This is a genomic window from Rhodococcus sp. BP-160 (assembly GCF_019836205.1).
Lineage (GTDB): Bacteria > Actinomycetota > Actinomycetes > Mycobacteriales > Mycobacteriaceae > Rhodococcoides.
The window spans coordinates 256518-278639 of sequence record NZ_JABUEK010000006.1 but is presented as its reverse complement, the minus strand read 5'-3'; the positions used below and the strand labels follow the sequence as shown (position 1 = coordinate 278639).

Sequence of the window (22122 nt, the reverse complement as noted above, 5' to 3'; positions counted from 1 at the left end):
CGATGTCGCGGCGGAGGTCCACAAACACCTGCGGACAGCGCCTCCTGCCCACAGGTGTGTCTCCGACTGCCCAACACGTCATGCCCCGGCTGATACCCCCTGGGGTACTTGCATACCCCCCCTCGTATATGGCACGGTGGGTGTCGTACCGCCGATCGAACCCAGAAGGATTCCCCGTGTGTAGTCCCGTCAAATGCTCCCAGTGCGGCAAGACCACGTGGTCGGGCTGCGGCCGACACGTCGACAGCGTGATGAGCGCGGTCCCGCAGTCCCGGCGGTGCACGTGTGATCGCCACGCAACGCCGCCCCCGTCCGGCGGCCTGCGCTCGCTGTTCCGCCGCTGAGCACGTCCCACCCAATTGTCGACTGTGGCCGGTCCAGGCCCGTCGGATACCCCCACCCGTATAGGAGTTCATCGTGTCTCAGTCCGACATCGCCGCCGAGTCCCGATCCGGCGACCACCACGACAGCACTCCCGGCCGCCTCGGCCGGTGGGGCGCGGCCATGGTCACCCGCCGCCGCTGGGTCTTCGGCGTCTGGCTGATCGCCCTCATCGCACTGGGATCCGCAGCGCCGTCTGTGTTCTCGTCCCTCGCCGGCGCCGGATGGCAGGCGAACGGGTCGGAGTCGGTGCAGGTGCGCGAGCTCGCCGAGGAACACTTCGGCGGTAACTCCTCCGCCGCCGTGCAGGTGGTCGTGCACAACCAATCCGGTTCACTGACGGACCCGGAAGCGGCCGACGCCCTCGCCGAGGTCACCCGAATCCTTCGAGCGGACTCCAGGTTCGGTGACATCGTTCCCCCGCAACCGGGAATGACGATCAGCCCGGACGGGCGGACCGGCATCCTCATCGCCGGCGCCGCCGGCACCACCGACGAGATGGTCACCGCCGTCGACGCCGTCAAGGATCAGCTCACCGCACTCTCCGGCGACGGTGTCGAGGTCTACCCCACGGGCGCCTCGGCGCTGTGGTCGGACTTCAACAAGGCCAACCACGACGCGATGATCCAGGCCGAACTCATCTCCTGGCCGGTCACGCTCGCCATCATGGTGCTCGCGTTCGGCTCTCTCGTCGCCGCCGGACTCCCCCTCCTCCTGACCATCGCCGGCCTCGTCGCCTCCGCCGGCGGACTGGTGCTGCTGAACGAGGTCACCCCGATCTCGGTGTGGGCGATGAACTTCGCCATGATGTTCGCCCTCGCACTGGGCATCGACTACGCCCTGTTCATCGTCTCCCGCTTTCGCGACGCCCTGCGCTCCCGCGACCCCCGCGCAGCCGTCGCCGAGACCATGGACACCGCCGGCAAGGCTGTCGTCCTGTCCGGACTCACCGTGCTCGTCAGCCTCTCGGCCGTGCTCATCGTGCCGGCCCCCGCGGTGCGGACCATGGCCGTCGGCATCATGCTCGCCGTCATTTTCGTCCTGCTCGCCACGATGACTCTGCTCCCCGCCGCCCTGGGAGCGCTCGGATCGAAGGTGAACGCCGCGTCCCTCCCTTACGCCAAGCGTCAGCAGCACCGGTCCCCGGTGTTCGCCGCGTGGGGTGCACTTCTGCACAGGCACCCGTGGCCGTTCGCGCTCGCCTCGATCGGCGTCCTCATCGCGCTGGCGCTCCCGGTACTCGGTCTGAAGGTCGCGATGCCGTCGATCTCCGTCGTCCCCGAAGACGCACCCGTGCGACAGGGATATGCCCTCGTCCAGCAGCAGTTCGGTGACGGTGCCCCCGGCGCACTGCAGATCGTCGTCCCCGAGTCCGATGCGAACACCGCCACGGCCGCTGCGGACGTACCCGGCATCGCGATGGTCACCCCACCGCAACCCGCCACCGACGGGTCCGGATATGCACTACTGCAGGCGATCCCGGCAGTCGACCCGTCCGACGAATCGATGGGGACCGTTCTCTCGGATCTGCGCAACGGGCTCCCGGAGTCGGCACTGGTCGGCGGAGCGCCGGCGGAGAACTTGGACCTGCAGCAGGCCCTGAACGACTACCTGCCTCTGGTGATCACGATCATCCTGATCCTCGGGTTCGTGCTGCTCCTCGTCGCACTGCAAGCGCCTGTGATCGCGTTCCTCGGCACCGCGGTCAGCCTGCTCTCCACCGCCGCCGCGTTCGGCGTCGCGAAGCTGATCTTCCAGGACGGACACGGCGCCTCACTGCTCGGCTTCACCCCGCAGGGCTTCTTGAACGGGTGGGGACCGGTGTTCTTCTTCGCGATGATCTTCGCCATCGCCATGGACTACACCGTGTTCCTCCTCGCCACCGCGAAAGAACACTACGAGCGCACCGGCGACGCGACGACCGCGATGATCGACGGTATCGCCCACTCCGGGCGTGTCATCTTCGCCGCGGCCGCGGTGATGGTGGCGGTGTTCTTCACCTTCGCCCTCGCCGACCCGCTGCCCCCGAAGGAGATGGGCATCATCCTCGGCGTCGCCGTCCTTCTCGACGCCGTCCTCATCCGGCTGATCCTGCTGCCGGTCCTGCTGCGCCTCACCGGCTCCGCCGCCTGGTGGTCACCGGGCTGGCTCCGCAAGGTCCTCCCGTCCATCAGCTTCTCCCACTGACACGTGACGACCCCTGACACCCCCGACCGAAGGAGACACACCGTGACCACCACCGATCGCCCCGCCCGCGTGCCCATAGGGTTCACCGGCTGGCCCGTCGAACGCCTGGTACCCGCGCTGGCCGGCGTCGTCGTCGCCGCCGGGCTGATCCTCGGGGAGACCGCATCGCCGTACTGGCGGCTGCTGAGCGCGTTCGCCGCGGCGAATCTTGCCCTCTACGCCGCGGTCGGGTGGTGCCCGGCGAGCCTGCTTCTGCGCCGGTTCGGGGCGCGCAGTCTTCGCAGCGCCGACCGCGGGTAACCCTGCGAAACTCAGCATCGTTCGACGACACCACCCGTGACGGAAGGATCCACCATCATGAGCATCGCCCTGAGCACCACCCTCACCGGCACCGACTTCGACACCGCCGTTCAGCGCACCCGAGACGCCCTCGCCGAGCAGGGTTTCGGTGTGCTCACCGAGATCGACATGCAGGCCACCATGAAGGCCAAGCTCGGCGAGGACATGGAGCGCTACCTGATCCTCGGTGCCTGCAACCCGCCGCTGGCGCACCGCGCGGTCGGCGTCATGCGTCAGATCGGCCTGCTGCTGCCGTGCAATGTCGTCGTCCGGGAAGACGTGGACAACGACGGTTCGATCGTCGTCGATGCCATGAACCCCGACATCATGGTCGACGCCACCGGTGAACCCGCGCTCGCCGACGTCGCCCGCGACGCCGGGATCAAGCTGCGCGCCGCGATCACCGCGCTCGGCGGCGACGGGGACACCCGGAACCGATGACGGTGGCACTGGGGCTGACCCTCGGCGCCGTCATCGGGGTCCTGCTGGGGCTGCTCGGGGGCGGCGGGTCCATTCTGGCCGTCCCCGTCCTGGTCTACGCCCTGCACCTCCCGCTGGCCGAGGCCATCCCCGTGTCGCTGCTCGTCGTCGGACTCGCGTCCCTGACCGGGGCCGTCCCGAAGATCCGGGCGCGGCTGATCGAGTGGCGACTCGCGGCGATCTTCGCCGGCACCGGCATCGTGGGCACGTTCATCGGGAGCGCCGCCGGCCGGCACCTACCCGAGTCGCTGGTGTTGGTCGGGTTCGGGCTGGTGATGATCGCGGCCGCGGTGCGCATGCTCCGCGGCGACGGCTCCCTCGGGACCGCGTGCCGAACAGGCACCTCCGGGATCGACTGGCGACGCTGCGCACCCCGGTCGATTCCTACCGGCTTCGCCGTCGGTGTATTGACCGGCCTGTTCGGTGTCGGTGGCGGTTTCCTCATCATTCCGGCGCTGGTGCTGCTGCTCGGTATCGAGATGACGGTCGCCGTCGGGACGTCGCTGGTGGTGATCGTCGCCAACTCTGCAGCGGGACTCGCTTCCCACACCGACGGGCTCGGCGGCAACTGGGCTCTCACCGCAACGTTCGCCGGGGCGGCGATCGTCGGGTCACTCGTCGCCGGCCGCTGGGCCGACCGGGTGAACGCCGACCGCCTGAAGAACTGGTTCGCGTACCTGGTCCTCGCCGTCGCCGGGTACGTCCTGATCGACGCCGCACACACCATCGTCAGCTGACCATCCGAACGACAAGGAGCAACCCATGAGCACCGCAGACACCCCCGACATCGCCATCATCGAGACCTCGAGCCTTGGCGATCGCAGCTACCTGATCAGCCATCACGGCATCGCCCTGGTCGTCGACCCCCAGCGAGACATCGACCGCATCGAGAAACTCGCTCGGGAGAAGAACGCTCGCATCACCCACGTATTCGAGACGCACATCCACAACGACTACGTCACCGGCGGGCTCGAACTCGCCCGTGCGACCGGTGCGCAGTACGTCGTGCCGGACGGGGACCCCGTCGGCTTCGACCGCCGTGCCGTCGTCGACGGCGACGTCGTCGACGCGGACCCCCTGTTCATGCAGGTGATGCATACACCCGGACACACTCACCATCACGTCAGCTACGTCCTGCGAGGAGTGGACGGCACACCGGTCGCCGTGTTCACGGGTGGCTCCTTGCTTTACGGGTCCACCGGACGCACCGACCTGCTCGGATCCGAGCACACCCACGACCTCACCCACGCTCAGTTCCATTCGGTGCGCCGACTGGCCGACGAGCTCCCCGCCGATACCGAGGTCTACCCCACACACGGATTCGGCAGCTTCTGCTCCGCCACCCCGACCAGCGGCGAGTCCTCCACCATCGGCGAACAACGAGACGCCAACCCCGCGCTGACCCAGGACGAGCAGACCTACGTCGACACCCTCATCGACGGCCTCGCCGCCTACCCCGCGTACTACGCCCACATGGGTGTCATCAACACCGCCGGTCCGGAACCCGTGGACCTGTCCATGCCGGCACCGGTGGACCCGACGGAGTTGCGGCGCCGCATCGACGCCCGCGAATGGGTCGTCGACCTGCGCTCGCGTACCGCGTTCGCCGCCGGTCACCTCGACGGCAGCCTCGGATTCGAGCTGTCGGGCAGCTTCGTGACCTACCTCGGATGGCTTTACCAGTGGGGCGCGCCCCTCACCCTCATCGGCGACACCGCCGACGACATCCTCAGCGCCACCCGAGAACTCGCGCGCATCGGCATCGACTCACCGTCCGGGTCCGCGGTCGGCGACATCACCGACCTCACCGGCGACCACCCCGTCCGCAGCTACGGAACATCGGATTTCGCCGGACTGCGAGACGCACTCGGCGACACCGACAATGGTCTCGTGGTCCTCGACACCCGCCAACCCGAGGAATTCGACGCCGGCCACGTCCACGGAGCCGTCAACATCCCTCTTCCCGCACTCGCCGAACGACACCACGAAGTTCCGGCGGGTGAGGTCTGGGTGCACTGCGCCTCCGGATACCGGGCATCGATCGCCGCGTCGATTCTCGATCGCGCCGACCGGACCGTCGTCCTCATCGACGACGACTACGACCACGCCGCAGAACTGGGCCTGGACACCGAACGCTGACCACCTGTACCACGGCGCGGCACGCATACCGACAGCTCATATGCCCCCAGGGGTACTATGGGATCCAACATCGACACCACTGAACAGGGGCACCATCATGATCGGCGACGACGACAGCATCGCACTGGTACTCAACCGACTCCGACGCGCCAACGGTCAACTCACCGGGGTCATCTCGATGATCGAGAACGGTCGCGACTGCAAGGACGTCGTCACCCAGCTCGCCGCCGTCTCCCGGGCACTGGACAAGGCAGGGTTCAAGATCGTCGCCACCGGGCTACGCGAGTGCATGACCGGCGCCACCGCCGACGACAAGGAACCCATGACCGAGGCCGAGCTGGAGAAGCTGTTCCTAGCGCTCGCCTGATCAGTCGGCGGCTGGACCCACATCGAGACGGTGAACACGTCGCATATCGGCGTCGTCCGTCGTCTCGGTTGCGGTTCGGCAGCACCGCTGCGCCCGACATCGATCGCGGCCTCACAAGCGGCTGCACGTCAGAACAACGAACACTGCGTCTGTGGATCATCCCCCCTCTCGCACCAGGTGCGATACAGGTGTTCGGCGACTCGGGGGTGCACCTCAAGTTCGTTCGCGAGCTCGGCCCAATCCACGCCGCGAGCACGCTCGGCATCGAGCCATCGACCGCTCACGCACCCTAGGACAGTAAGCGCGCCGGCGCTCGTGAAGTAACGGTCATCGATTGCGGAGCCGGTGATCATGCGTGCGCTCCCCTGGCTCGGAAGTTGTTGAGCCGCTCCCACGCTGCCCGCTGCATGGTGCCGAGTTGCACCATGTAGTCGAAGAGTTCGTCTTCGGGGCCTTGTTCGGCGGCCTGGATGAGCCGTTGCCCGGTGATGTGGAAGGACCGCCGGTAGGACTGGGACAACACGATGTCGGCGTAGTGCGCCACCGAGACTGCGGGGGCGTCGGCGGTGACGACGTCGGCCAACGCCCGGCGAAGCGGTGCGTCCTTCTGCCCTCCCCCGGCCCGGTACAGAACGGCGGCGACGGATGCGGGATCGTGCGGCTGGCTGTCGGCAACGAGGCCGGCGATGACGGTGAACAGTTCCGCGTAGGCGGGGGTCGCGAAGTCGGCCGGCACCAGGGCGTCGGTGACGCGGGTGTCGGCGGCGCGGTCGGTGGACCACAGGAGCGCGCAGAGGGTCAACGATTCCGGGTCGGTCCGTGGGTCCAGGCCGGCACCGCTGTCGACGGCGGGATCTTCGACGGTGTCGGGTGCGAGGTCGAGGACGGGATCGGTCGGGTTCTGCTCGGGTTCGGGGACTGCCCGAAGTGCGCTCATGACGTCCGACCTCCCTTTACCGGGTGTCGGCGGTGTCGGTGTGCGGGTGGACGCTCCACGGGCCGGGGATGACGACGGCGTCGGTGGTCTCGGCGGCGAGGTCGGCTTCGATCTGGGCGGCGATGAAGTCGTGGTCGGGCTGGTAGTCAAACGCGAGGTGCGCCATGACGGGTCTCCTTCTGGTCGGTGGTGGGCGGCGAGGGACGGTCAGGCTGCGGTCGACACCTCCTCGTGTTGACAGACACATTGAGATTCGCGGGCTTCGGTGTCGGCGCTGATGTCGACGGCGGTGTAGTCGAGGCCGGCCTTGTCGAGTGCCCGGAACGTGGCCCGGCACTGCTGGCAGTTGGGCTTGGTGTAGACGGTGATTCCGGACATGGCTCAAGCCTTTCGACTATTCGGTGGAGTGGTTCCATTCTATTTCACGAACGGGTTTATTTCCACCGCTGGATTGTATTTGTTCGATAACGATGAATCGGCTTTATCTGTTGCGCTGCAACCGATATGGAGGTGACCGGAATGTCGTTCGGTCCCGTTTCGGCGGGTTTGTGTGGTGCGCTGTTCTCGTCATTGGCGGTGTTTGTTCGCGGCTTTCGTCTAGTATCGCGGGATGACGTATTCGCGTGTGGAGTCGGCGTTGGTAGCGATGGCGTTGGATCGGAGTGCACCGTCGGATCTGGCGGTCGAGGCAATGGTTTCGGGGGTGCCGGTCGAGGAGACGTTCCCAGCCGGTGTGCGGGACGCGGACATCGGTTGGCCGGCGGCGGAGGTGCCGGGTCCTTGACTACGACCAGAGGGATCGTTGATGCCAGTCGTTCGCGGTGGTGAACGGGAATGACGGAAGGACTGTTGAGCCTGACTGTCACGATGACCGTTTCCACGGTTGTCGCGGCTGCAGTCGCATGGGTGATGCCCATAGTTGCAGGAGAGCAGGCAAACCCCGTCGTCGGAATACGCACCAAGGCGACGCTCTCGAGTGATAAGGCGTGGCGGCTGGCTCACCGGGTGGCTCGGCCGGCCTTGCGCTGGACGGTGTGGGCCGCCGCTATTGGGTTGGTCATGCAGCTGGCGCTGGGCCTGGTGCTCGGGTTTGACTCAATATTCTCGGCAGCGCTCGCCGTGACGGTGTGCGTGGTTGCTTACTCGGTGTTGATTTACGCGGGCCTGATCGGTAATTCCGCTGCCAAACGCTACATGCAGACCGGTGGCGATCACACCTTGTAAACCGGAAGTCTGCAATGGCGTGACGTTTCGGCTCGCGTGGTCTCTGGTATCGAGTGCGCAGGATCATCACCAATCGTTCGCACGTCGACGGTCGGCGTGAGGGCTCGATGCCCGATTGCCGGCTATCCCCGCCGGTGGCCGGGCGTTCCCCGCTGGCTGCGGGAGTCGCCCGGCCTGGGTGGGCCGCTCCGGTCAGTTCCGGTCGGGTGCTCCGGGGAGGTGCGCTCCGGTGCTCGTGCGGACGTCGGCGGCGCTCAGTCCGGTGGTGAGGTCTCGGGCGACCTTCGGGTCGAGTCCGGAGTTCAGTGCTGTGTCCAGCAGGTCGAGCAGGCGGGGTGGGTGCTGCCCGGTCTCGGCGGCGTGGGCGTGCGCTGCCTCGTAGGCGCTCCCTGCGTCGGGGCCGTTGCCGATGGTGTGCGCGAGCCACCCGGCCAGGCACAGTGCCTGGATACGGGCGTCGCCGTGGCTGTGGCGGGCGATGGTGGCCATGGCGGTCCATGCGGAGATGCGGCCGTAGAGCGCGAGCCGGAACATCGCGTCCCGCACGGGGATGGTGGTGATGACGGCGGCGGTGCGGGCGATGAGGTCACGGTCGGGCAGCTCGTCGGCGTAGATGACGGCGGCCAGTTCCTCGAGCACCCGCGCGGGGTCGGCGTGCTCGGCGGCGGGGATCTGCTCACCGCGCCGGTAGCGGGCGTCGATGACGTCGCGGCGGCGCTCGATCGGCTTGCCGTCGGCGATGTGGTCTGCGGCCAACTCGGACGCGTAGGGGTCCACGTGCACAACGTCTCCGGTGTCCAGGTTCTCCCCTGTGGTGGCCTCGGCCAGGGTCGGGAGGTAGTAACTGCCGATGACCTCGGTGGTGCGGCTGAGTTCGCGCAGCGCCAGCATGTGCTCGATGACCGCGTGCGACCGCATCCCCGGTGCGGCGATGGTGACCACGATGACGGCGGTGATGCCGTTGTTCGCCAGTGCCCCGGACAGGGTGCTGGTGGTCGAGGACTGTGCGGCGTCCTCGCTGGTGGTGCGGGTGACCAGTTTGACCACCGACGTTCCGGCCGGGTCTGTCTCGAGGGCGATGACGACGAACGATCCGCTGTCGGCGGGGACGTAGCCGAGCAGGGCGGGGATCGCGGAGAGAAGCTGGGCGGTGGTGGTGATGCGGGGTTGCGTCATGAGGGTGAACCTTTCGGGTGGGTGTGTGGGGTGCGGCTGGGGGACGGTCAGGATCGGAGTGCGCGGCGTGCGTTACGGCGGTCGTAGCGGGCGCTGGCTCGTTTGACGGTGCGGCGAATCTTGGGGGCGCCCTGCTTGTGGACGAGGATGTCGATCTCGTCTGCGGTGGACGGGTGCTGTGCGCGCATGACTGGTGCTTCCTTCCGGGACTCGTGTGGCTCGGTCCTTGCCCTCACCACGTTCTTTCGCCGTCATCTGGCGTGGGGAGAGAAGGGCGGTGCACGGGAACGGTGTCCAGCACCCGAGGCGAAAAGTTCTCAGCCGGAGGCGCTCTGAGAAGTTTTCGGACCCCGTAGGGGCCGGAGCGCAGCGGAGGTCGGGTGTTGGTAAGACGGGCACGGGTGACGCACGATCTTCAGAAGCCAGATGGTCGAAAGAACAACGCTTTTCGACAGGACGGAGCGCAGCGGAGTTCCGATCAGGGGACGCCCGCAGGGTGGCCCACGCCCGGACGGTCACGGCCGGCCTGCGACCGGGGACTGCCCGCCACTCCCCCGGGGCTGCCACCTTCCACCTGTTCGGCTGGGTGGCGATTGTGCGGGAGCGACGCAGGCCGGCCACGTCCCGCGGATCGCGGCAGCCCGTTATTTGGGGTGTTTCGACGTTCGCTTCGCAGTGCTGTTGCGGCGTCGACGACGCTCTCGACCCCATGACTGGTGTCGCGGCCAGGCCCACGAAGTAGGTGGAGCTCAAAGCGCGGCCCATCAAAGCATTGCCACTCCTTGGGTCCAATCATCACATAGAGCACTATTATTGGTTTATTGGCCGGTTATCGGCCTTGCGCGCGACCTAATTCACGTTTCGTCCTGTTTTGCGAGTTTGCGTTTCGTTCATCGAATAGCGATACATAACAACCAAGATGGGAGTACGGTTTTATTGTTGCCATTCGAACTGATGCGATACTTCGCATATTTCTGCGACTGCACGCGGTGACTATTTTTGGTTTCTGAAATTGCTCACCTGGCGGTCGGGACGAAGTGTGCGATGTTTGCGATCCCTGGTCCATGAGGAGCCTGATGTTCAAGAGAACTTCGCTCGCGCTAGTCAGCGCGTCCACTGTGTTTGCCGTCGTGATGACGGCGTCGACTGCGCAAGCGCGGCCCGGCGGAGCTACAAGATCAGCAGGTGGTCGAGGCTGTCGATGAGGCGACCACGGCCGCCGGGGAACCTCTAGGTGTCGGCCTCACGGCGCCCGGTGCTTCAGTAGCTGTGGCTGGGGTGGCATCTGCGACGGCGTCGAGTTCGGCCGGTTCTTCGGTCACGATCAGCCCTGTCGATTCGAGCGGTACGCGCGTCGTTTCGGACCAGGCTGTGTCGGATATCGGTTCTGCGACAGTGGTGTCCGAGGCTGTCGGACCTTCGGAGGTGCGGCAGGCAATCGTGATTCCGAACGCGGAGGCACCGACGTCGTATGCCTTCGACCTGTCGATTCCTGATGGGTTGTCGACGCGGTTGGCAGCTGATGGGGCCGTGGAGATTTTCGCGACGGCCGAGGGCGCTGATGTGATTGCGGGACGGGTCGCCCCGCCGTGGGCGAAGGACGCCAATGGCGTGGATGTGCCAACGAAGTACTCGCTCGATGGCACAACGATCACTCAGAATGTTTCGCATAGTGCCGGCGTTGCCTACCCGGTCACGGCGGATCCCAGAGTGACATACGGGACCAGCGTGTACTTGAATTTGTACGGATACGAGGCCAATGCGATCGCTCTTGTCTTCAATGCCGCGGCTCTTACCGGTGTCGCAGTCGGATGCTCGACGCCGTTCCGGGACGCAGTGAAGGCCGCGCTGGGCGTTGGAGGTAAAGTCGCTAACGCGGTACTCGGACTGGCCTGCACATTCGGAGGAGCGACTGCGGTTGCGGCAATTTACTATGCACTCACAAGCGCGCCGAACTTCGATCCGAACACGTGCTACCAGAAGGATCTTTTCAAGTCGACCGAGGGTTTCTACACCGTTCCCGCGTCCAACTGCGCCTGAGCTGCGAGGATTGACGGCATGAGCGATCCGCTTTCACCGATGAGGCCTGTACGGCAAGGTGATGCAGTCCCAGAACCTGAGGCTCGAGAATCGTCGATTTACTTCATCTGCGGTGGGCTGATCGGTCTCGGTTTGGCGGGCACTGTCTTCTTGTGGTCGTCGGTAGGGTTGCTGCCGCTGGTGGTGGCGTGTGTCGTGGTCGCTGCCGTCGCTCTGGTCAGGATGGTGTTTCGACGTGCTCGGGCGCGACGAACCGAAGGGTCCGGCGGGACCTGATCGCGATCGTGTAGGGCACGTGTCCCGGTGAGGGGGTCGTCTCATGTGAGACGGCCCCCTCACCGCTCTTGGTTCCTGGATGGCGGCCCGCTGTAAAAGCCGTTGCGGCCACCCACTTCTTAGGCGATCGGCGATCGAGTGGTTCTGTATGGCGCGGAGCGCCGGGAGGAACGGTGCGAGCGAAGCGAGCTCAATGCCCTTCGGTGTTCGCGGGGACGAGGCCGGCGCGGAGGATGCGGAAGGGGTAGGCGCCGGGTGCGTTTGCGTGGGTTTCGCTGGGGGTGATGGTGGCGTGGGTGTCGTCGAGTTCGGTGATCTCGAAGGTGGTGACGCCGTGGGTGTGGAGTTTGACGCGGTCGCCTGTTTGCACAGCCGGTGATGGTATCGCCGGGGACCGACAGGTCTTCGTCCGCGAGTCCGGCCCCCGGTGCACGGTTAGGCCGGTGGAGTATGGGGTCGGTGGCCGGGGCTGCTGCTGAGGTCGAAGTTTCCGGTGTGCGGCCGCGCTGTGGGCCTGGCGGCGAGGGTGTCGGCGACCAGTTTTTCCAGGCGCGGGTTGGGCCGGTAGGGGCTGTAGGCGGCGGTGTCGCAGGAGCTCGCGACGCGGAGCACGTCCTGGTCGGGTCGGTGGGGTCGCCCGGTGTCGGCGGTGCGCGGCGGCGGCGTCGGCGGCGGCGTGGTCTCGTAGGCGGCGGGCGCTTACTGCCCAGTCGGCACGGGTCATGGCGCTCCCCCGGTGTTCTGTGGTGGTTATGCGGGGCCGAGTGCTTCCCGGGTCGAACCGTCGGTTCGGCCGCCACTCAGCCCCGCATCCGTCAGGTTAGCAATGATCGAACGTGTGTTCTAGTCCGGGTCGGCCGCTTCGGGAAGCGCGGTGAGGGCGGCGGTTCGGTACCAGTCGCGCAGGCGTCCTGGGGCGATGGTGAGGTGTCGGTGCGCTCGTAGGACGGCGGTGACGTGGTCGTGTGCGTCCCGGAGATCGGGATCCTCGGGGTTATGGCCGTTGCCGGCGAGGACGAGTCCGGTGCGGTCGTCGTCGTGGTTCATGACGGGTTGGACGCACCGGGCTGGGCGGTGGTTCCCCGCCGGCACACCGCGCGCCGACACACCGGCCCGGTCGCGGGGCCGATGCGTGGGGTTGTGGGACGGTGAGCAGGCATTTGTCGACCGTTTCACTGAGAAAGACGGGTATTTCGCACCGTGGCAAAAACTTTGATCGTCGAGCTGACCGATGACATCGATGGAACCGTCATCGCCGACGGGACCGGGGAGTCGATCGAGTTCTCGGTCGACGGCGTCGACTACGCCCTCGACCTGAAGGACAAAAACGCGAAAGAGTTCCGGAAGACGCTCGGCTACTACATCGAGCACGCGGCAAAGGTCGGCGGCCGCAAGCGCGGCGGGCACACCTCTGCTGTCCGCGCCGCCGCTGAGGCCTCCTCGAAGAAGTCTTCGAAGCGTGATCCGGAGCAGACGCGGGCGATTCGTGAGTGGGCCAACGGCAACGGGTACGAGGTCAGTGCCCGGGGCCGGATTCCGGCTGCGGTCGTAGAGGCGTTCGACGCCGTTCACTGACTGGCTGCCCTCGCCGCGCGGCACCTGATCTCCTGGGCCGCGTGGCGGACTGGGGTACCGGCGGTGGTCCGGCGCTCCTCGGGGGAGCGCGAGGGGGCGTCCCCCTCGCCCGGCCGAGGACCGTCAGGACCGGACACCACTGCGAAACCTGCTTATCCGCGAACCCACATTACTAGGAGCTACTCCATGGCACGTAAGACTCGTCGCTCGTACACCCTCGTCAACTTCCTGGTCGACGTCATCCTTTTCTGCCTCACGGCTGGGCTCTGGCTCATCTGGATCTTCGTTCGCGAAATGCGCCGCTGACCTTCCTGAACGCACCCACTGTGGGCGGTGCGGGTGCCCCGAGTTGTGGGGCACCCGCACCGGTCACCGGGTCATTCGCCGCTGGTGGCGGTAACTTCGGTGTAGGCGTCCTCGGCGGTGTTCTCGCCGGGGACGACCTTCTCGACCGGGCCGGTGGTGTAGCCGTGCTCGGTCAAAAACGCTAGGTACCGGGCCGCTCCCCTGGGAAGTCCGTCACGGGTCCACCGGGTCTGCGGGCTGGACCGCCACCACGACTTGTCGGAACCGGCCATGCGCGCCTCGAGCGCGGCGAGCACCAGCGCCAGCATGAGCACCTGGGCGCGGGCGTCGGTGGCCTTGTCGATCAGGTCACCGATTCCGGTGATCGGGTCGGCACAGGGCACCACCTCGCGCAGCACCTCTCCGGCCTTGCCTTCGGTGAGCAGATCGGGCGACCCGGCGAGGGTCGCGGCAACCCAACCGGCGCTGCCCTTCGGCGCGGTCTTGCGCGTCAGGAGCGCCTTGATGTGCTCACGGCGCAGCGTGGTCTCGGCGAGACCTGCGGCGTTGAGCGCCTTCACCCGGCGACGCTCGGCCTTGTCGGCGTCGGCTGCCTCGGCGGCGCGGCGCGCCGCGTCGTCGGTGTCGACCCCGGCAGCACCGGCGACGGCGCGTCCGTGGGCCACGGGGGTTGCCTGCGGCACCTGGTAGCCGTGCTGCTGCGCGTCGTCGGCGCTGATCCAGTACGACGTCTCCCATGCCCACCCTTCGGTGACCGTCCCCCGGTGGCGCTTGCCGTCTGCGGGTGCGTCGTCGGGGCCGTCGGCGTCCCAATCGACGGTGTCCTCGTCGACGTGCTCGCCGGTCTCGGTGTCGATCCATGCCTCGACGCGGTCGGCCCACACCGACCACCGGTCGGGGTGCTCGGTCGGGTCGACCGGCTCCCCCTCGCCGGTGCGAACCTCGGCGGCGTAGTACCAGCGCGCGTCACCTGTCTCGGGGTCGACGGTGAGGACCGGGTGACCGGCCTCCCCGTGTGCGGTGAGTGCTTTCGCCCGCTCGCGCGCGTTCTTGCGGTCCTCGGTCAACCTGCGCGCCAGGTGCGGGAAGTTGTACGGGCAGTTCTCGGCGGCGTCGAGGAGCTGCGCGACGGCGTCCTCGTCGCCCATCTTCTCGAACGCGGCGATGATCGATGCCTGCTCGAGGTCGAGTTGCCCGGTGTCGAGCGCCGCCCGCGCGGCGTCGGAGCCACCGACCCGCCCGGCGACCTTCGCGGCCTTCTGGGTGACCGAGAGGGCTTGGGCGACCTCTTTGACGGACACGCCGAGGTCGAGCAGCTGGGCGACGCCTGCGGCGCGCTGGCCGTCGGTGAGGTCGGCGCGCTGGTCGTTGGAGACGATCTGCTCCACGATGCGGGTGGCGTCGGCGGCGACCTGGTCGCCGTCCTGGGTGCGGATGAGCACCGGGACGACGGGGGTGTCGGTGGCGATCGCGGCGAGCGTGCGCCGTTGGCCGTCGATGACGGCGAGGGTGCCGTCGCCCCGGCGCACGGTGAGGATCGGGTGCAGGACTCCGTGCTCGCGGATGGAGGCGACGAAGTCGGGGGTCTGGTCCAGGTCGACGGTGTCGCGGACGTTGTCGGCGACGTCGAGGGTGGTGGGGTCCACCTGGGCGAACACCGTTCCCAGCGCACCGGGATTGGTGTGCTCGGTGGCGGGTTCGGTTGTCGCGGTGGTGGTGTCGATGGTTGCGGTCATGATGGTGTCTCTCCTTGATATGGTTTCGGTGAGACACCGGGCAGTTAGGCGCTGTCCGGTGTTTTTCTGTTCTGGTGGTGCTGGTCGGGTGGTGTGGTTCCCCGGCCCGGTGGTCCCCGGCTTCGCTCCTGGTCGGCGGTCATGCGGTGCCCTGCGTCGTTCCGGCTGCTTCGGCGGCGTCGATCTGAGCCTCTGTGGCTCCGGCTTCGCGTGCGGTGCACGCCCAGTAGGCGGCGCGTTCGCGGTGCGCTGCCTCGGTGGATGCTTCGGGGTTCGCCGCTGCCTTCTGCGCCCTGGCGGTGTAGGCGGTGATCTGGGTGAGCGCGTGGGTGCGGATGGTCAGCACCGCCTCCCCCACTGCCCCCATGGTTGCGGTCTGAAAACTGGTGGTGACGCTCATCCGTGCGCTCCCTCGACTCCGGTGACCTGACCTTCCGCCCTGCCACGTTCTTTCGCCGTCATCTGGCGTGGCGCAGAGGAGGCGGCGCACGGGAACGGTGTCCTGCACCCGAGACGAAAAGTTCTCAGCCGGAGGCGTTCTGAGAAGTTTTCGGACCCCGAGGGGCCGGAGCGCAGCGGAGGTCGGGTGTTGGTAAGACGGGCACGGGTGACGCAGCATCGGAGTAGCCAGATGTGTCGAAAGAACGACGCTTTTCAAGGGTGCGGAGCGCAGCGGAGCTCCACTAGGCGGACGCCCGCAGGGTGGCCCACGCCCGGACAAGTCACGGCCGGCCCGCGATGGAACCCGCCGACTACTCCCCGAGCCGCTATCTTTCAGCCGGGCACGCCGGGTGGTGATTGTGCGGGAGCGACGGGGCCGGGCCAAGTCCCGCAAGTCGCGGTAGCGCTGAGCGTGTAATCAGGCCATGCCGACGACGGTGGGCGGCCATTCTTCCGGAAGGACGGTGACGGGTTTCGGGGCGCTGACCGCGTACGGGATCTGAGGATCCCAGTCGAAATATACGTTTATCCACACCCGCGGTCGTTTGAACGATGTGATCGACTTAAATTTGACGCCGCGAAACAACGTCACTCTACTGTGAAACTCGGCGCTGAGGAACGTAGTCGCCTTGCCCTTTATATTGGCGTCGTCGAACAAAGTCGAATCACCGTGGAACTGGGTGTTGTCGAAGCATGTATGCAGCTTACTGTGAAACCAGGCGCCGTCCATAAGAGTTTGATTGCTGTGAAACCAGGCGTCGTCAAACGACGTTCGCTCGCCGTAGAACCGCGCGCCGCGGAACTCGGTCCTTAGACTGCTGCGGAAGTGGGCTTTGGCGAACGAAGTCTGGTCGCTGTGGAACCGGGAGTCGTTAAACGTCGTTAGGTCGCCATAGAAGCGGCTGCCACTGAACAGCGTCTGTTGCTCGCTCTCGAACAGTGCGCCCCGGAACAGTGACGTCTCGCTGAAGAACTGGGACTGTGCGAATGTCGTCGTTTTGCCGCGGAACCTGGCTCTGGTGAAGGATGTCGTCTTGCCGTGAAATTGAGCATCTTGAAATGATGTCAGACCGCCATCGAATCGGGTGTCACGAAACGATGTCAGTGCTCCATGAAAATGGGCCTGCGTGAACAACGCGAGCCTTTCAAAAACGCTCTCGTCGAACGAGAGGTCTTTAAAGTAGGCTCGACTAAAGTCATAGTCGTAGCGACTCCATCGGTGGTGATGGCCGGGTTGAGTGTGCGCGGCGATAATGCGGGTGATTATTTGGCGGATGTGGAGGTCGTCATGGGGGTGGGTATAGGTGCGTTGAATGGTGGTGGCTGCGTCGGGCGTGACGACGGTTTGGCGGAGGTGGGGGTGTTCGGTGGGGGGTGTGTACGGGCGGGTGAGGTATCCGCAGTAGTAGTTGATGCAGGTTTGGGCTTCGTGGTGGGCGCCGCGGTCGAGCCAGTCGTCGGTGAGGGCTTCGAGGGCGTAGACGCCGGCGAGTCTGATTTCTGGTGATGGGTCGGCGAATTGGGCGGCGATGGTGACGAATCGTGCGCGGAGTTCTTGGGTGACGGTGAGGTCGTGGGCGCGGTCTGCGTTGGTGGTGTCGAGAGTGTTCTTGTCGGCGGCGATGCGTTCGGTGCTTCTCCGGCTCTGGTGGGTGCCGGTGTACGCGATGAGTCCGGTGATGGCGACGAAGGTGCCGCCGATGACGGTGCCTTGCCCTGGTTGGAGGTCTTGGTCGAGGAACCAGGTCCATGCGCTGGGAAGCGCGAACACGAGCCCGGTGCCAGCGGCGGCCGCGAAGGAGCTTGCGCGGATCGTCCTCAGGTTTCGACGAATGTAGGTGGGCAGCGGCGCGGGTTCGATCGCGGCTTGTTCGGCGCCGGTCGCGGTGTCGTCAGCGTCGTCAGCGTCGTTGGGGCGATTGTCGGGTTGCACGGCTCATTGTGACTGGTGTCGGGCCGGAAGGGGCGGCACCAGTGGTGTCGACGGGTTGTGGTCTGGGCCGGCCCGCCGGGGCCGGGCCGTTGCTTGCGTATGGGGTGGTGGGCGGAGCTCCGTTTCCGCGGCCCGCAGGGGCGTCACACGGCCGGAACACAGGGATGACGTGAGGCCCGCATCCCCTCGTGGGGATACGGGCCTCTCTGTCGTATGTGTGGGTTAGGGCTGTTCTGGGGGCACCGCGGTCGGTTTGCCTGCGGCGACGTCGCGGAGCCACTGCGGGACGGGCTTGTTGTCGTATTCACGCAGTTTGATCGACGCGCCTGCTGCCGCGGCACGTACTCGTCGCCGCTGTTCCGGTGTCCAGGACCGGCGCGCTTCGGTGCTCGTCATGGCTGCTCCTCGTCGGTTGTCTGGGGTCCATTGTGGCTGGTGTCGTCGGTTTCCGCCAGGTCGGTGTCGTCCGGGACGGCGGTGTAGTCCGCGACCGCTTGGAGTGTGTCGCGGTCGGTCTTGGCGATGAACGCGGTGGCGGCGACGGTGCCGTAGATCTGCCATCCGAGTGCGGCCTCTTCGGCGTCGTCGCTGACGGTGCGCTCCAGACACCAGGTGATGCGTTGCCAGGATTGGGCGCGGTTGTCGGCGCGGGTGCGTTGACGGACGGTCAGCATGACCCCGACGACGGCGAGGACGCCGACGATCAGGGTCACCCAGGACTGTGCGGGCATTCGCTGTGTTCCTTCCGGTGGTGACGGTCAGGCGGCGGTGTCGCTGCTGTCGGTTTCGGTATGCGGGTCGAGAGCGTCAGCGAGCTCGTGGACGGTGGCGAGGACGGCGCGGGCGGTGTCGGTGACGGTGTCGAGGTTGCCGTCGGCCCATCCGGCGACGTAGCCGACGCTGTAGGCGGCGGTGTCGAGTCCGAGGATTCCGGCGAGGACGTAGGCGACGGATTCGGCTTCGACCTCCATCCGGCCTCGGTGCAGGTCGCGGCGGTCGTCGGCGGTGACGGTGTCGGCGGTGTGCATGAGGGCGTGGGCTGCTTCGTGGATCATCGTCTTCGCTGACTGGGCGGGTGCGAGGCGGGCGTCGACGACGATACGGCGGCTCCCGTCGACGGTGGTGTACCCGTTGGTCTCCCCGTCGATGAGGTCGCGGGTGACGGTCCAGCCGCGCGCGGTCATGAGGGCGTGGACACGGTCGTAGATGGCGGCGGGGTCGTCGCCGGTGAGGCGGTGGGCGATCTGCTCGGCCCGGGGGTGGCCGTCGATGGGGTCGGTCTGGTCGTGGGCGAAGACGGACAGGATCGGGAAGGTGGGGACCTTGCGGGTGGTCTCGTCGCCGGTGGCCTGGTCGGTTTCGGTGACGGTGCGGCTGCTGTAGCCGTAGATGCGGATCGCTTTCTCACCCTTGCGGACCTGCCGCCCCTGGGCCTGCCATGCCCGGAATCCTGCGACCTGCGTCGCCGTCGGCCGCTGAGCCAGGATCAGCATGACGTTGTTGAACAAGGGTGCGGAATCGCATCAGCTGCACGATCCGGTGCGTGCAGGAATCGAGTCCAAGTGAGACGGCGCACCTTTCCGCAGTCGACCGAGGGGCGTATGGTCTGATCTACATACCCCCCAGGGGTATGTAAGAAGCCGGACACGGCGGGTAGCCGACAGCAGAGATGCGGTAGGACCACAGCACTTCCGGGCACGCCGACCGACCAAGTCATTGCACAGCACCACATTCGAGATCGAGGAGTTGACATGATCGAGTCATCACCGACCACCGTTCGGACGGACACTTCGCACGATCACGACCATCACGGCATGGCCGGCGGCCACGGCGGCCACGGCGGCCACGGCGGCCACGGCGGCCACGGCGGCCACGGCGGCCACGGCGATCATGCGGCCCAGTTCCGGAGATTGTTCTGGGTCATGGCCGTTCTGGCTGTTCCGGTGATCGCGGCGTCGGACATGTTCGCGATGATCCTCGGGTACTCACTGCCGGACAGCTCCTGGATCGGGTGGGTGTCTCCCGTACTGGGCACGGTCATGTTCGTGTGGGGCGGCTACCCGTTCCTCACGGGCGCGCTCGGCGAGATCCGCGGCCGCACTCCGGGGATGATGCTGCTCATCGCGCTGGCCATCACCGTCGCCTTCGTCTCCTCGCTGGGAGCGAGCACAGGACTGCTCGATCACCAGCTGGACTTCTGGTGGGAGCTCGCACTGCTGATCGTGATCATGCTGCTGGGGCACTGGATCGAGATGCGATCGCTTGCACAGACGACGTCGGCCTTGGACTCCCTGGCCGCACTGCTGCCCGACACTGCCGAGCGAGTCGACGCCGACGGTGAGGTCAGCACTGTCGATCCCGGATCGTTGGCGGTCGGCGATGTAGTGATCGTGCGCCCCGGCGGTCGGGTTCCTGCTGATGGTGTCGTCGTCTCCGGGTCCGCGAGCATGGACGAGTCGATGATCACCGGCGAGTCCCGGACCGTGCGCCGCAGCGAGAGCGAGACCGTCGTCGCCGGCACCGTCGCCACCGATTCGGGCCTGCGCGTGCGTGTGTCCGCTATCGGCGAGGACACCACACTGGCCGGGATCCGCCGACTTGTCAGCGACGCGCAGAACTCGACGTCGCGAGCACAGCGGATCGCGGACATCGCTGCGGCGTGGCTGTTCTGGTTCGCCCTCGGCGCCGCCGTTCTCACCGCGGCCGCGTGGACTCTCCTCGGCTCCCCCGACGACGCGGTGATCCGCACGATCACCGTCCTGGTCATCGCCTGCCCTCACGCGCTGGGGTTGGCGATTCCGCTGGTGGTGTCCATCGCGACCGAACGTGCCGCCCGCGGCGGCGTGTTGATCAAGGACCGCCTCGCGTTGGAGTCGATGCGCACCGTCGACACCGTGCTGTTCGACAAGACCGGCACCCTTACCCGTGGGGAACCCGCCGTCACCGACGTCGAAGCGGTCGACGGGCGCACCGTCGAGGAGGTTCTGGCGCTGGCTGCGGCCGCGGAAGCGGACTCCGAGCACCCGTTGGCACGCGCGATCGTCGCCGCTGCCGAGGGCCGCCGACTCGATATCCGATCTGCGCAGGACTTCCGGTCCTCCCCTGCAGTCGGGGTGTCCGCGGTCGTCGACGGCGCCGCCGTTCGGGTGGGTGGTCCGGCGATGCTCGAGCAGGAGCACCGCTCCGAGCTCGACGCGGCCGATCGGTGGCGGCAGGACGGGGCGATCATCTTGCATGTCGTCGCGGACGGCGCCGTGATCGGTGCACTGAAACTGGCCGACGAGATCCGCCCCGAGTCCCGCGCTGCGGTGGCCGATCTGCACGCCCGTGGGGTGCAGGTGGTCATGATCACCGGCGACGCCGACGCGGTCGCCGCCTCTGTCGCCGGTGAGCTGGGTATCGACCGCTACTTCGCCGGGGTGCGCCCCGAGGACAAAGCGCAGCGGGTGGCGGACCTGCAGGACGAGGGCAGGAAAGTCGCGATGGTCGGTGACGGTGTCAACGACGCCCCCGCCCTCGCCCGCGCCGACGTCGGCATCGCCATCGGAGCCGGCACGGATGTGGCGATCGCCTCCGCCGGGGTGATCCTCGCCAGTGACGACCCCCGCTCGGTGCTGTCGGTCGTCGACCTCTCCCGCGCTGCGTACCGGAAGATGACGCAGAACCTCTGGTGGGCCGCCGGATACAACCTGCTCTCCGTGCCGCTGGCCGCCGGCGTGCTCGCTCCGATCGGATTCGTGCTCCCGATGTCGGTCGGAGCGATCCTGATGTCCCTGTCGACGATCATCGTCGCCGCCAACGCCCAACTGCTCCGCCGACTCGATCTCCGGCCCGGCTCGGGCACCCCGCAGCACTGACCCGCGCCCCTCCGGAACGATGCAGCCCCAGGAGCTGCTGCATGCGTGAGATCTCGGCGTTCTGGGTCTCGACGATGGTGCGGGCCATCGCGACCGCGTCGGCATTGGAGCCGTCAGCGATCTCCTTCTCCGCCATCGTGACCGCGCCCTGGTGGTGGGCGATCATCATCGTCAGCCACTGCCGGTCGAAGTCAGCACCCGCCGCGGCCATCAGCGAGTCCATGTCCTGTGCGGTCATCATCCCGCTGCCCGATCCGTGATCCATACCGTCCATCGAGCTCGCGTCCGACGACGGCGCCGGCTGACCCCACTGCGCCAACCACGACGTCAACTGCTTCATCTCGGGTTTCTGGGCGGCGGCGATCTCCCCTGCCAGGGCGACGATCTCCGGGTTCGTCGTGCGCCCGTCGACCATGGTGGCCATCTCGACGGCCTGCGCGTGGTGGGGATACATCATCGACGCGAACATGACGTCGGCGTCGGTGAAGTTCGCGGCGGGATCCGCGGATTGCGGCGACGAAGACTCCATCGAGGTGGACGAGCCCATCGAGTGGCCCTCCATCGACGTGCCTGATCCGTCGTCGCTACACCCTGCGAGGAGAGTGATGCCGACCGCCGCGGCGGCGAGGACAGTGGTCGTTTTTCTGTTGATACGCATGGAAGTACTCCTGAGGTGTGTCGAACGAAAGACGAGGTGGATCTGCGTGCGATCCGCCGGAGCGCCATGG

General features: G+C 66.9%; 24 protein-coding genes and 1 pseudogene. 11 read left to right on the top strand and 14 right to left on the bottom strand.

Annotated elements, in window-relative coordinates; all coding sequences use genetic code 11:
- The first annotated feature begins 504 nt into the window (after window positions 1–504).
- The 6 genes from HQ306_RS21175 to HQ306_RS21150 all read left to right on the top strand — a co-directional run bounded on the left by HQ306_RS21175 (window position 505) and on the right by HQ306_RS21150 (window position 5893).
- The gene (locus HQ306_RS21175; protein ID WP_222633447.1) at window positions 505–2568 is read left to right on the top strand and encodes an MMPL family transporter; all 2064 of its coding nucleotides are present in this window, start codon (window positions 505–507) and stop codon (window positions 2566–2568) included.
- A gap of 42 nt (window positions 2569–2610) precedes the next feature.
- Window positions 2611–2868, top strand: a complete 258-nt coding sequence (locus HQ306_RS21170; RefSeq protein WP_308115577.1) for a YgaP-like transmembrane domain — start codon at window positions 2611–2613, stop codon at window positions 2866–2868.
- A 57-nt stretch (window positions 2869–2925) separates the two neighbouring features.
- A complete protein-coding gene (locus tag HQ306_RS21165) occupies window positions 2926–3348 on the top strand; it encodes a DUF302 domain-containing protein (RefSeq protein WP_222633382.1) in 423 nt (140 codons plus the stop codon).
- Entirely contained in the window at window positions 3345–4124 is a 780-nt protein-coding gene (locus HQ306_RS21160; RefSeq protein ID WP_222633381.1) for a sulfite exporter TauE/SafE family protein, read from the top strand. Before HQ306_RS21165 ends, HQ306_RS21160 begins: the two co-directional genes overlap by 4 nt.
- A gap of 25 nt (window positions 4125–4149) precedes the next feature.
- The gene (locus tag HQ306_RS21155; protein ID WP_222633380.1) at window positions 4150–5526 is read left to right on the top strand and encodes a rhodanese-like domain-containing protein; all 1377 of its coding nucleotides are present in this window, start codon (window positions 4150–4152) and stop codon (window positions 5524–5526) included.
- 97 nt (window positions 5527–5623) lie between these two features.
- Window positions 5624–5893, top strand: coding sequence for a metal-sensitive transcriptional regulator (locus HQ306_RS21150; RefSeq protein WP_222633379.1), 270 nt, complete (start codon window positions 5624–5626; stop codon window positions 5891–5893).
- A gap of 349 nt (window positions 5894–6242) precedes the next feature.
- On the opposite strand, the gene HQ306_RS21145 is transcribed toward HQ306_RS21150, so the two are convergent.
- The 3 genes and pseudogenes from HQ306_RS21145 to HQ306_RS21135 all read right to left on the bottom strand — a co-directional run.
- On the bottom strand, window positions 6243–6830 hold the full coding sequence (locus HQ306_RS21145; protein WP_222633378.1) for a DnaB-like helicase N-terminal domain-containing protein: 588 nt from the start codon (window positions 6828–6830) through the stop codon (window positions 6243–6245).
- A gap of 16 nt (window positions 6831–6846) precedes the next feature.
- On the bottom strand, window positions 6847–6996 hold the full coding sequence (locus HQ306_RS21140; protein ID WP_222633377.1) for a hypothetical protein: 150 nt from the start codon (window positions 6994–6996) through the stop codon (window positions 6847–6849).
- Window positions 6997–7082: 86 nt separating this feature from the next.
- Window positions 7083–7208, bottom strand: a pseudogene (locus HQ306_RS21135) (glutaredoxin family protein); the annotation flags it as partial.
- A gap of 232 nt (window positions 7209–7440) precedes the next feature.
- Here HQ306_RS21135 and HQ306_RS21130 point away from each other — a divergent pair.
- Both HQ306_RS21130 and HQ306_RS21125 read left to right on the top strand, forming a co-directional pair.
- The gene (locus HQ306_RS21130; RefSeq protein WP_222633375.1) at window positions 7441–7614 is read left to right on the top strand and encodes a hypothetical protein; all 174 of its coding nucleotides are present in this window, start codon (window positions 7441–7443) and stop codon (window positions 7612–7614) included.
- A 50-nt stretch (window positions 7615–7664) separates the two neighbouring features.
- Window positions 7665–8054, top strand: a complete 390-nt coding sequence (locus HQ306_RS21125) for an SdpI family protein (RefSeq protein WP_222633374.1) — start codon at window positions 7665–7667, stop codon at window positions 8052–8054.
- A 192-nt stretch (window positions 8055–8246) separates the two neighbouring features.
- Here the strand turns inward: HQ306_RS21125 and HQ306_RS21120 are convergent, their stop codons facing one another.
- On the bottom strand, window positions 8247–9230 hold the full coding sequence (locus HQ306_RS21120) for a DUF4192 family protein (protein WP_222633373.1): 984 nt from the start codon (window positions 9228–9230) through the stop codon (window positions 8247–8249).
- A gap of 47 nt (window positions 9231–9277) precedes the next feature.
- Entirely contained in the window at window positions 9278–9418 is a 141-nt protein-coding gene (locus HQ306_RS21115) for a hypothetical protein (protein ID WP_222626631.1), read from the bottom strand.
- 997 nt (window positions 9419–10415) lie between these two features.
- Between HQ306_RS21115 and HQ306_RS21110 the strand changes: the two genes are divergently transcribed.
- Window positions 10416–11270, top strand: coding sequence for a hypothetical protein (locus HQ306_RS21110; RefSeq protein ID WP_222633372.1), 855 nt, complete (start codon window positions 10416–10418; stop codon window positions 11268–11270).
- Between the two features lie 466 nt (window positions 11271–11736).
- Here the strand turns inward: HQ306_RS21110 and HQ306_RS21105 are convergent, their stop codons facing one another.
- Together HQ306_RS21105 and HQ306_RS21100 are read right to left on the bottom strand one after the other, a co-directional pair.
- Window positions 11737–11916 (bottom strand): hypothetical protein, encoded by a 180-nt coding sequence (locus tag HQ306_RS21105; RefSeq protein ID WP_222633371.1) that lies wholly within the window; start codon window positions 11914–11916, stop codon window positions 11737–11739.
- A gap of 473 nt (window positions 11917–12389) precedes the next feature.
- Window positions 12390–12593 carry a hypothetical protein gene (locus HQ306_RS21100; RefSeq protein WP_222633370.1) on the bottom strand — a complete coding sequence of 68 codons (204 nt, stop codon included), beginning with the start codon at window positions 12591–12593 and terminating at the stop codon, window positions 12390–12392.
- Window positions 12594–12746: 153 nt separating this feature from the next.
- On the opposite strand from HQ306_RS21100, the gene HQ306_RS21095 reads away from it, so the two are divergent.
- The gene (locus HQ306_RS21095; RefSeq protein ID WP_222633369.1) at window positions 12747–13121 is read left to right on the top strand and encodes an Lsr2 family protein; all 375 of its coding nucleotides are present in this window, start codon (window positions 12747–12749) and stop codon (window positions 13119–13121) included.
- A gap of 377 nt (window positions 13122–13498) precedes the next feature.
- Here the strand turns inward: HQ306_RS21095 and HQ306_RS21090 are convergent, their stop codons facing one another.
- The 6 genes from HQ306_RS21090 to HQ306_RS21065 all read right to left on the bottom strand — a co-directional run bounded on the left by HQ306_RS21090 (window position 13499) and on the right by HQ306_RS21065 (window position 19045).
- Window positions 13499–15163: a ParB N-terminal domain-containing protein gene (locus HQ306_RS21090; RefSeq protein ID WP_222633368.1), complete on the bottom strand. Its 1665-nt coding sequence runs from the start codon at window positions 15161–15163 to the stop codon at window positions 13499–13501.
- A 139-nt stretch (window positions 15164–15302) separates the two neighbouring features.
- Window positions 15303–15563 carry a hypothetical protein gene (locus tag HQ306_RS21085; protein ID WP_222633367.1) on the bottom strand — a complete coding sequence of 87 codons (261 nt, stop codon included), beginning with the start codon at window positions 15561–15563 and terminating at the stop codon, window positions 15303–15305.
- A 459-nt stretch (window positions 15564–16022) separates the two neighbouring features.
- On the bottom strand, window positions 16023–17537 hold the full coding sequence (locus tag HQ306_RS21080; RefSeq protein ID WP_222633366.1) for a pentapeptide repeat-containing protein: 1515 nt from the start codon (window positions 17535–17537) through the stop codon (window positions 16023–16025).
- Between the two features lie 222 nt (window positions 17538–17759).
- On the bottom strand, window positions 17760–17933 hold the full coding sequence (locus HQ306_RS21075) for a hypothetical protein (protein ID WP_222633365.1): 174 nt from the start codon (window positions 17931–17933) through the stop codon (window positions 17760–17762).
- Window positions 17930–18268 (bottom strand): hypothetical protein, encoded by a 339-nt coding sequence (locus HQ306_RS21070; protein WP_222633364.1) that lies wholly within the window; start codon window positions 18266–18268, stop codon window positions 17930–17932. Before HQ306_RS21070 ends, HQ306_RS21075 begins: the two co-directional genes overlap by 4 nt.
- Before the next feature lie 27 nt (window positions 18269–18295).
- Window positions 18296–19045: an ArdC-like ssDNA-binding domain-containing protein gene (locus HQ306_RS21065; RefSeq protein ID WP_261770331.1), complete on the bottom strand. Its 750-nt coding sequence runs from the start codon at window positions 19043–19045 to the stop codon at window positions 18296–18298.
- Between the two features lie 243 nt (window positions 19046–19288).
- On the opposite strand from HQ306_RS21065, the gene HQ306_RS21060 reads away from it, so the two are divergent.
- Window positions 19289–21394 carry a heavy metal translocating P-type ATPase gene (locus tag HQ306_RS21060; RefSeq protein WP_222633363.1) on the top strand — a complete coding sequence of 702 codons (2106 nt, stop codon included), beginning with the start codon at window positions 19289–19291 and terminating at the stop codon, window positions 21392–21394.
- Here the strand turns inward: HQ306_RS21060 and HQ306_RS21055 are convergent.
- Complete coding sequence (locus tag HQ306_RS21055) at window positions 21321–22052, bottom strand: DUF305 domain-containing protein (RefSeq protein ID WP_222633362.1); 732 nt, start codon at window positions 22050–22052, stop codon at window positions 21321–21323. The genes HQ306_RS21060 and HQ306_RS21055 overlap by 74 nt on opposite strands.
- Between the last annotated feature and the right edge of the window lie 70 nt (window positions 22053–22122).

What these genes read in the sequence shown, in the direction of transcription:
- HQ306_RS21155 (WP_222633380.1), top strand. Translation starts at nt 4,150, where the DNA reads ATGAGCACCGCAGACACCCCCGACATCGCCATCATCGAGACCTCGAGC.
- HQ306_RS21120 (WP_222633373.1), bottom strand. Translation starts at nt 9,230, where the DNA reads ATGACGCAACCCCGCATCACCACCACCGCCCAGCTTCTCTCCGCGATC.
- HQ306_RS21115 (WP_222626631.1), bottom strand. Translation starts at nt 9,418, where the DNA reads ATGCGCGCACAGCACCCGTCCACCGCAGACGAGATCGACATCCTCGTC.
- HQ306_RS21165 (WP_222633382.1), top strand. Translation starts at nt 2,926, where the DNA reads ATGAGCATCGCCCTGAGCACCACCCTCACCGGCACCGACTTCGACACC.
- HQ306_RS21090 (WP_222633368.1), bottom strand. Translation starts at nt 15,163, where the DNA reads ATGACCGCAACCATCGACACCACCACCGCGACAACCGAACCCGCCACC.
- HQ306_RS21075 (WP_222633365.1), bottom strand. Translation starts at nt 17,933, where the DNA reads ATGACGAGCACCGAAGCGCGCCGGTCCTGGACACCGGAACAGCGGCGA.
- HQ306_RS21100 (WP_222633370.1), bottom strand. Translation starts at nt 12,593, where the DNA reads ATGAACCACGACGACGACCGCACCGGACTCGTCCTCGCCGGCAACGGC.
- HQ306_RS21150 (WP_222633379.1), top strand. Translation starts at nt 5,624, where the DNA reads ATGATCGGCGACGACGACAGCATCGCACTGGTACTCAACCGACTCCGA.
- HQ306_RS21160 (WP_222633381.1), top strand. Translation starts at nt 3,345, where the DNA reads ATGACGGTGGCACTGGGGCTGACCCTCGGCGCCGTCATCGGGGTCCTG.
- HQ306_RS21145 (WP_222633378.1), bottom strand. Translation starts at nt 6,830, where the DNA reads ATGAGCGCACTTCGGGCAGTCCCCGAACCCGAGCAGAACCCGACCGAT.
- HQ306_RS21060 (WP_222633363.1), top strand. Translation starts at nt 19,289, where the DNA reads ATGATCGAGTCATCACCGACCACCGTTCGGACGGACACTTCGCACGAT.
- HQ306_RS21130 (WP_222633375.1), top strand. Translation starts at nt 7,441, where the DNA reads ATGACGTATTCGCGTGTGGAGTCGGCGTTGGTAGCGATGGCGTTGGAT.
- HQ306_RS21175 (WP_222633447.1), top strand. Translation starts at nt 505, where the DNA reads ATGGTCACCCGCCGCCGCTGGGTCTTCGGCGTCTGGCTGATCGCCCTC.
- HQ306_RS21070 (WP_222633364.1), bottom strand. Translation starts at nt 18,268, where the DNA reads ATGCCCGCACAGTCCTGGGTGACCCTGATCGTCGGCGTCCTCGCCGTC.
- HQ306_RS21140 (WP_222633377.1), bottom strand. Translation starts at nt 6,996, where the DNA reads ATGGCGCACCTCGCGTTTGACTACCAGCCCGACCACGACTTCATCGCC.
- HQ306_RS21055 (WP_222633362.1), bottom strand. Translation starts at nt 22,052, where the DNA reads ATGCGTATCAACAGAAAAACGACCACTGTCCTCGCCGCCGCGGCGGTC.
- HQ306_RS21085 (WP_222633367.1), bottom strand. Translation starts at nt 15,563, where the DNA reads ATGAGCGTCACCACCAGTTTTCAGACCGCAACCATGGGGGCAGTGGGG.
- HQ306_RS21125 (WP_222633374.1), top strand. Translation starts at nt 7,665, where the DNA reads ATGACGGAAGGACTGTTGAGCCTGACTGTCACGATGACCGTTTCCACG.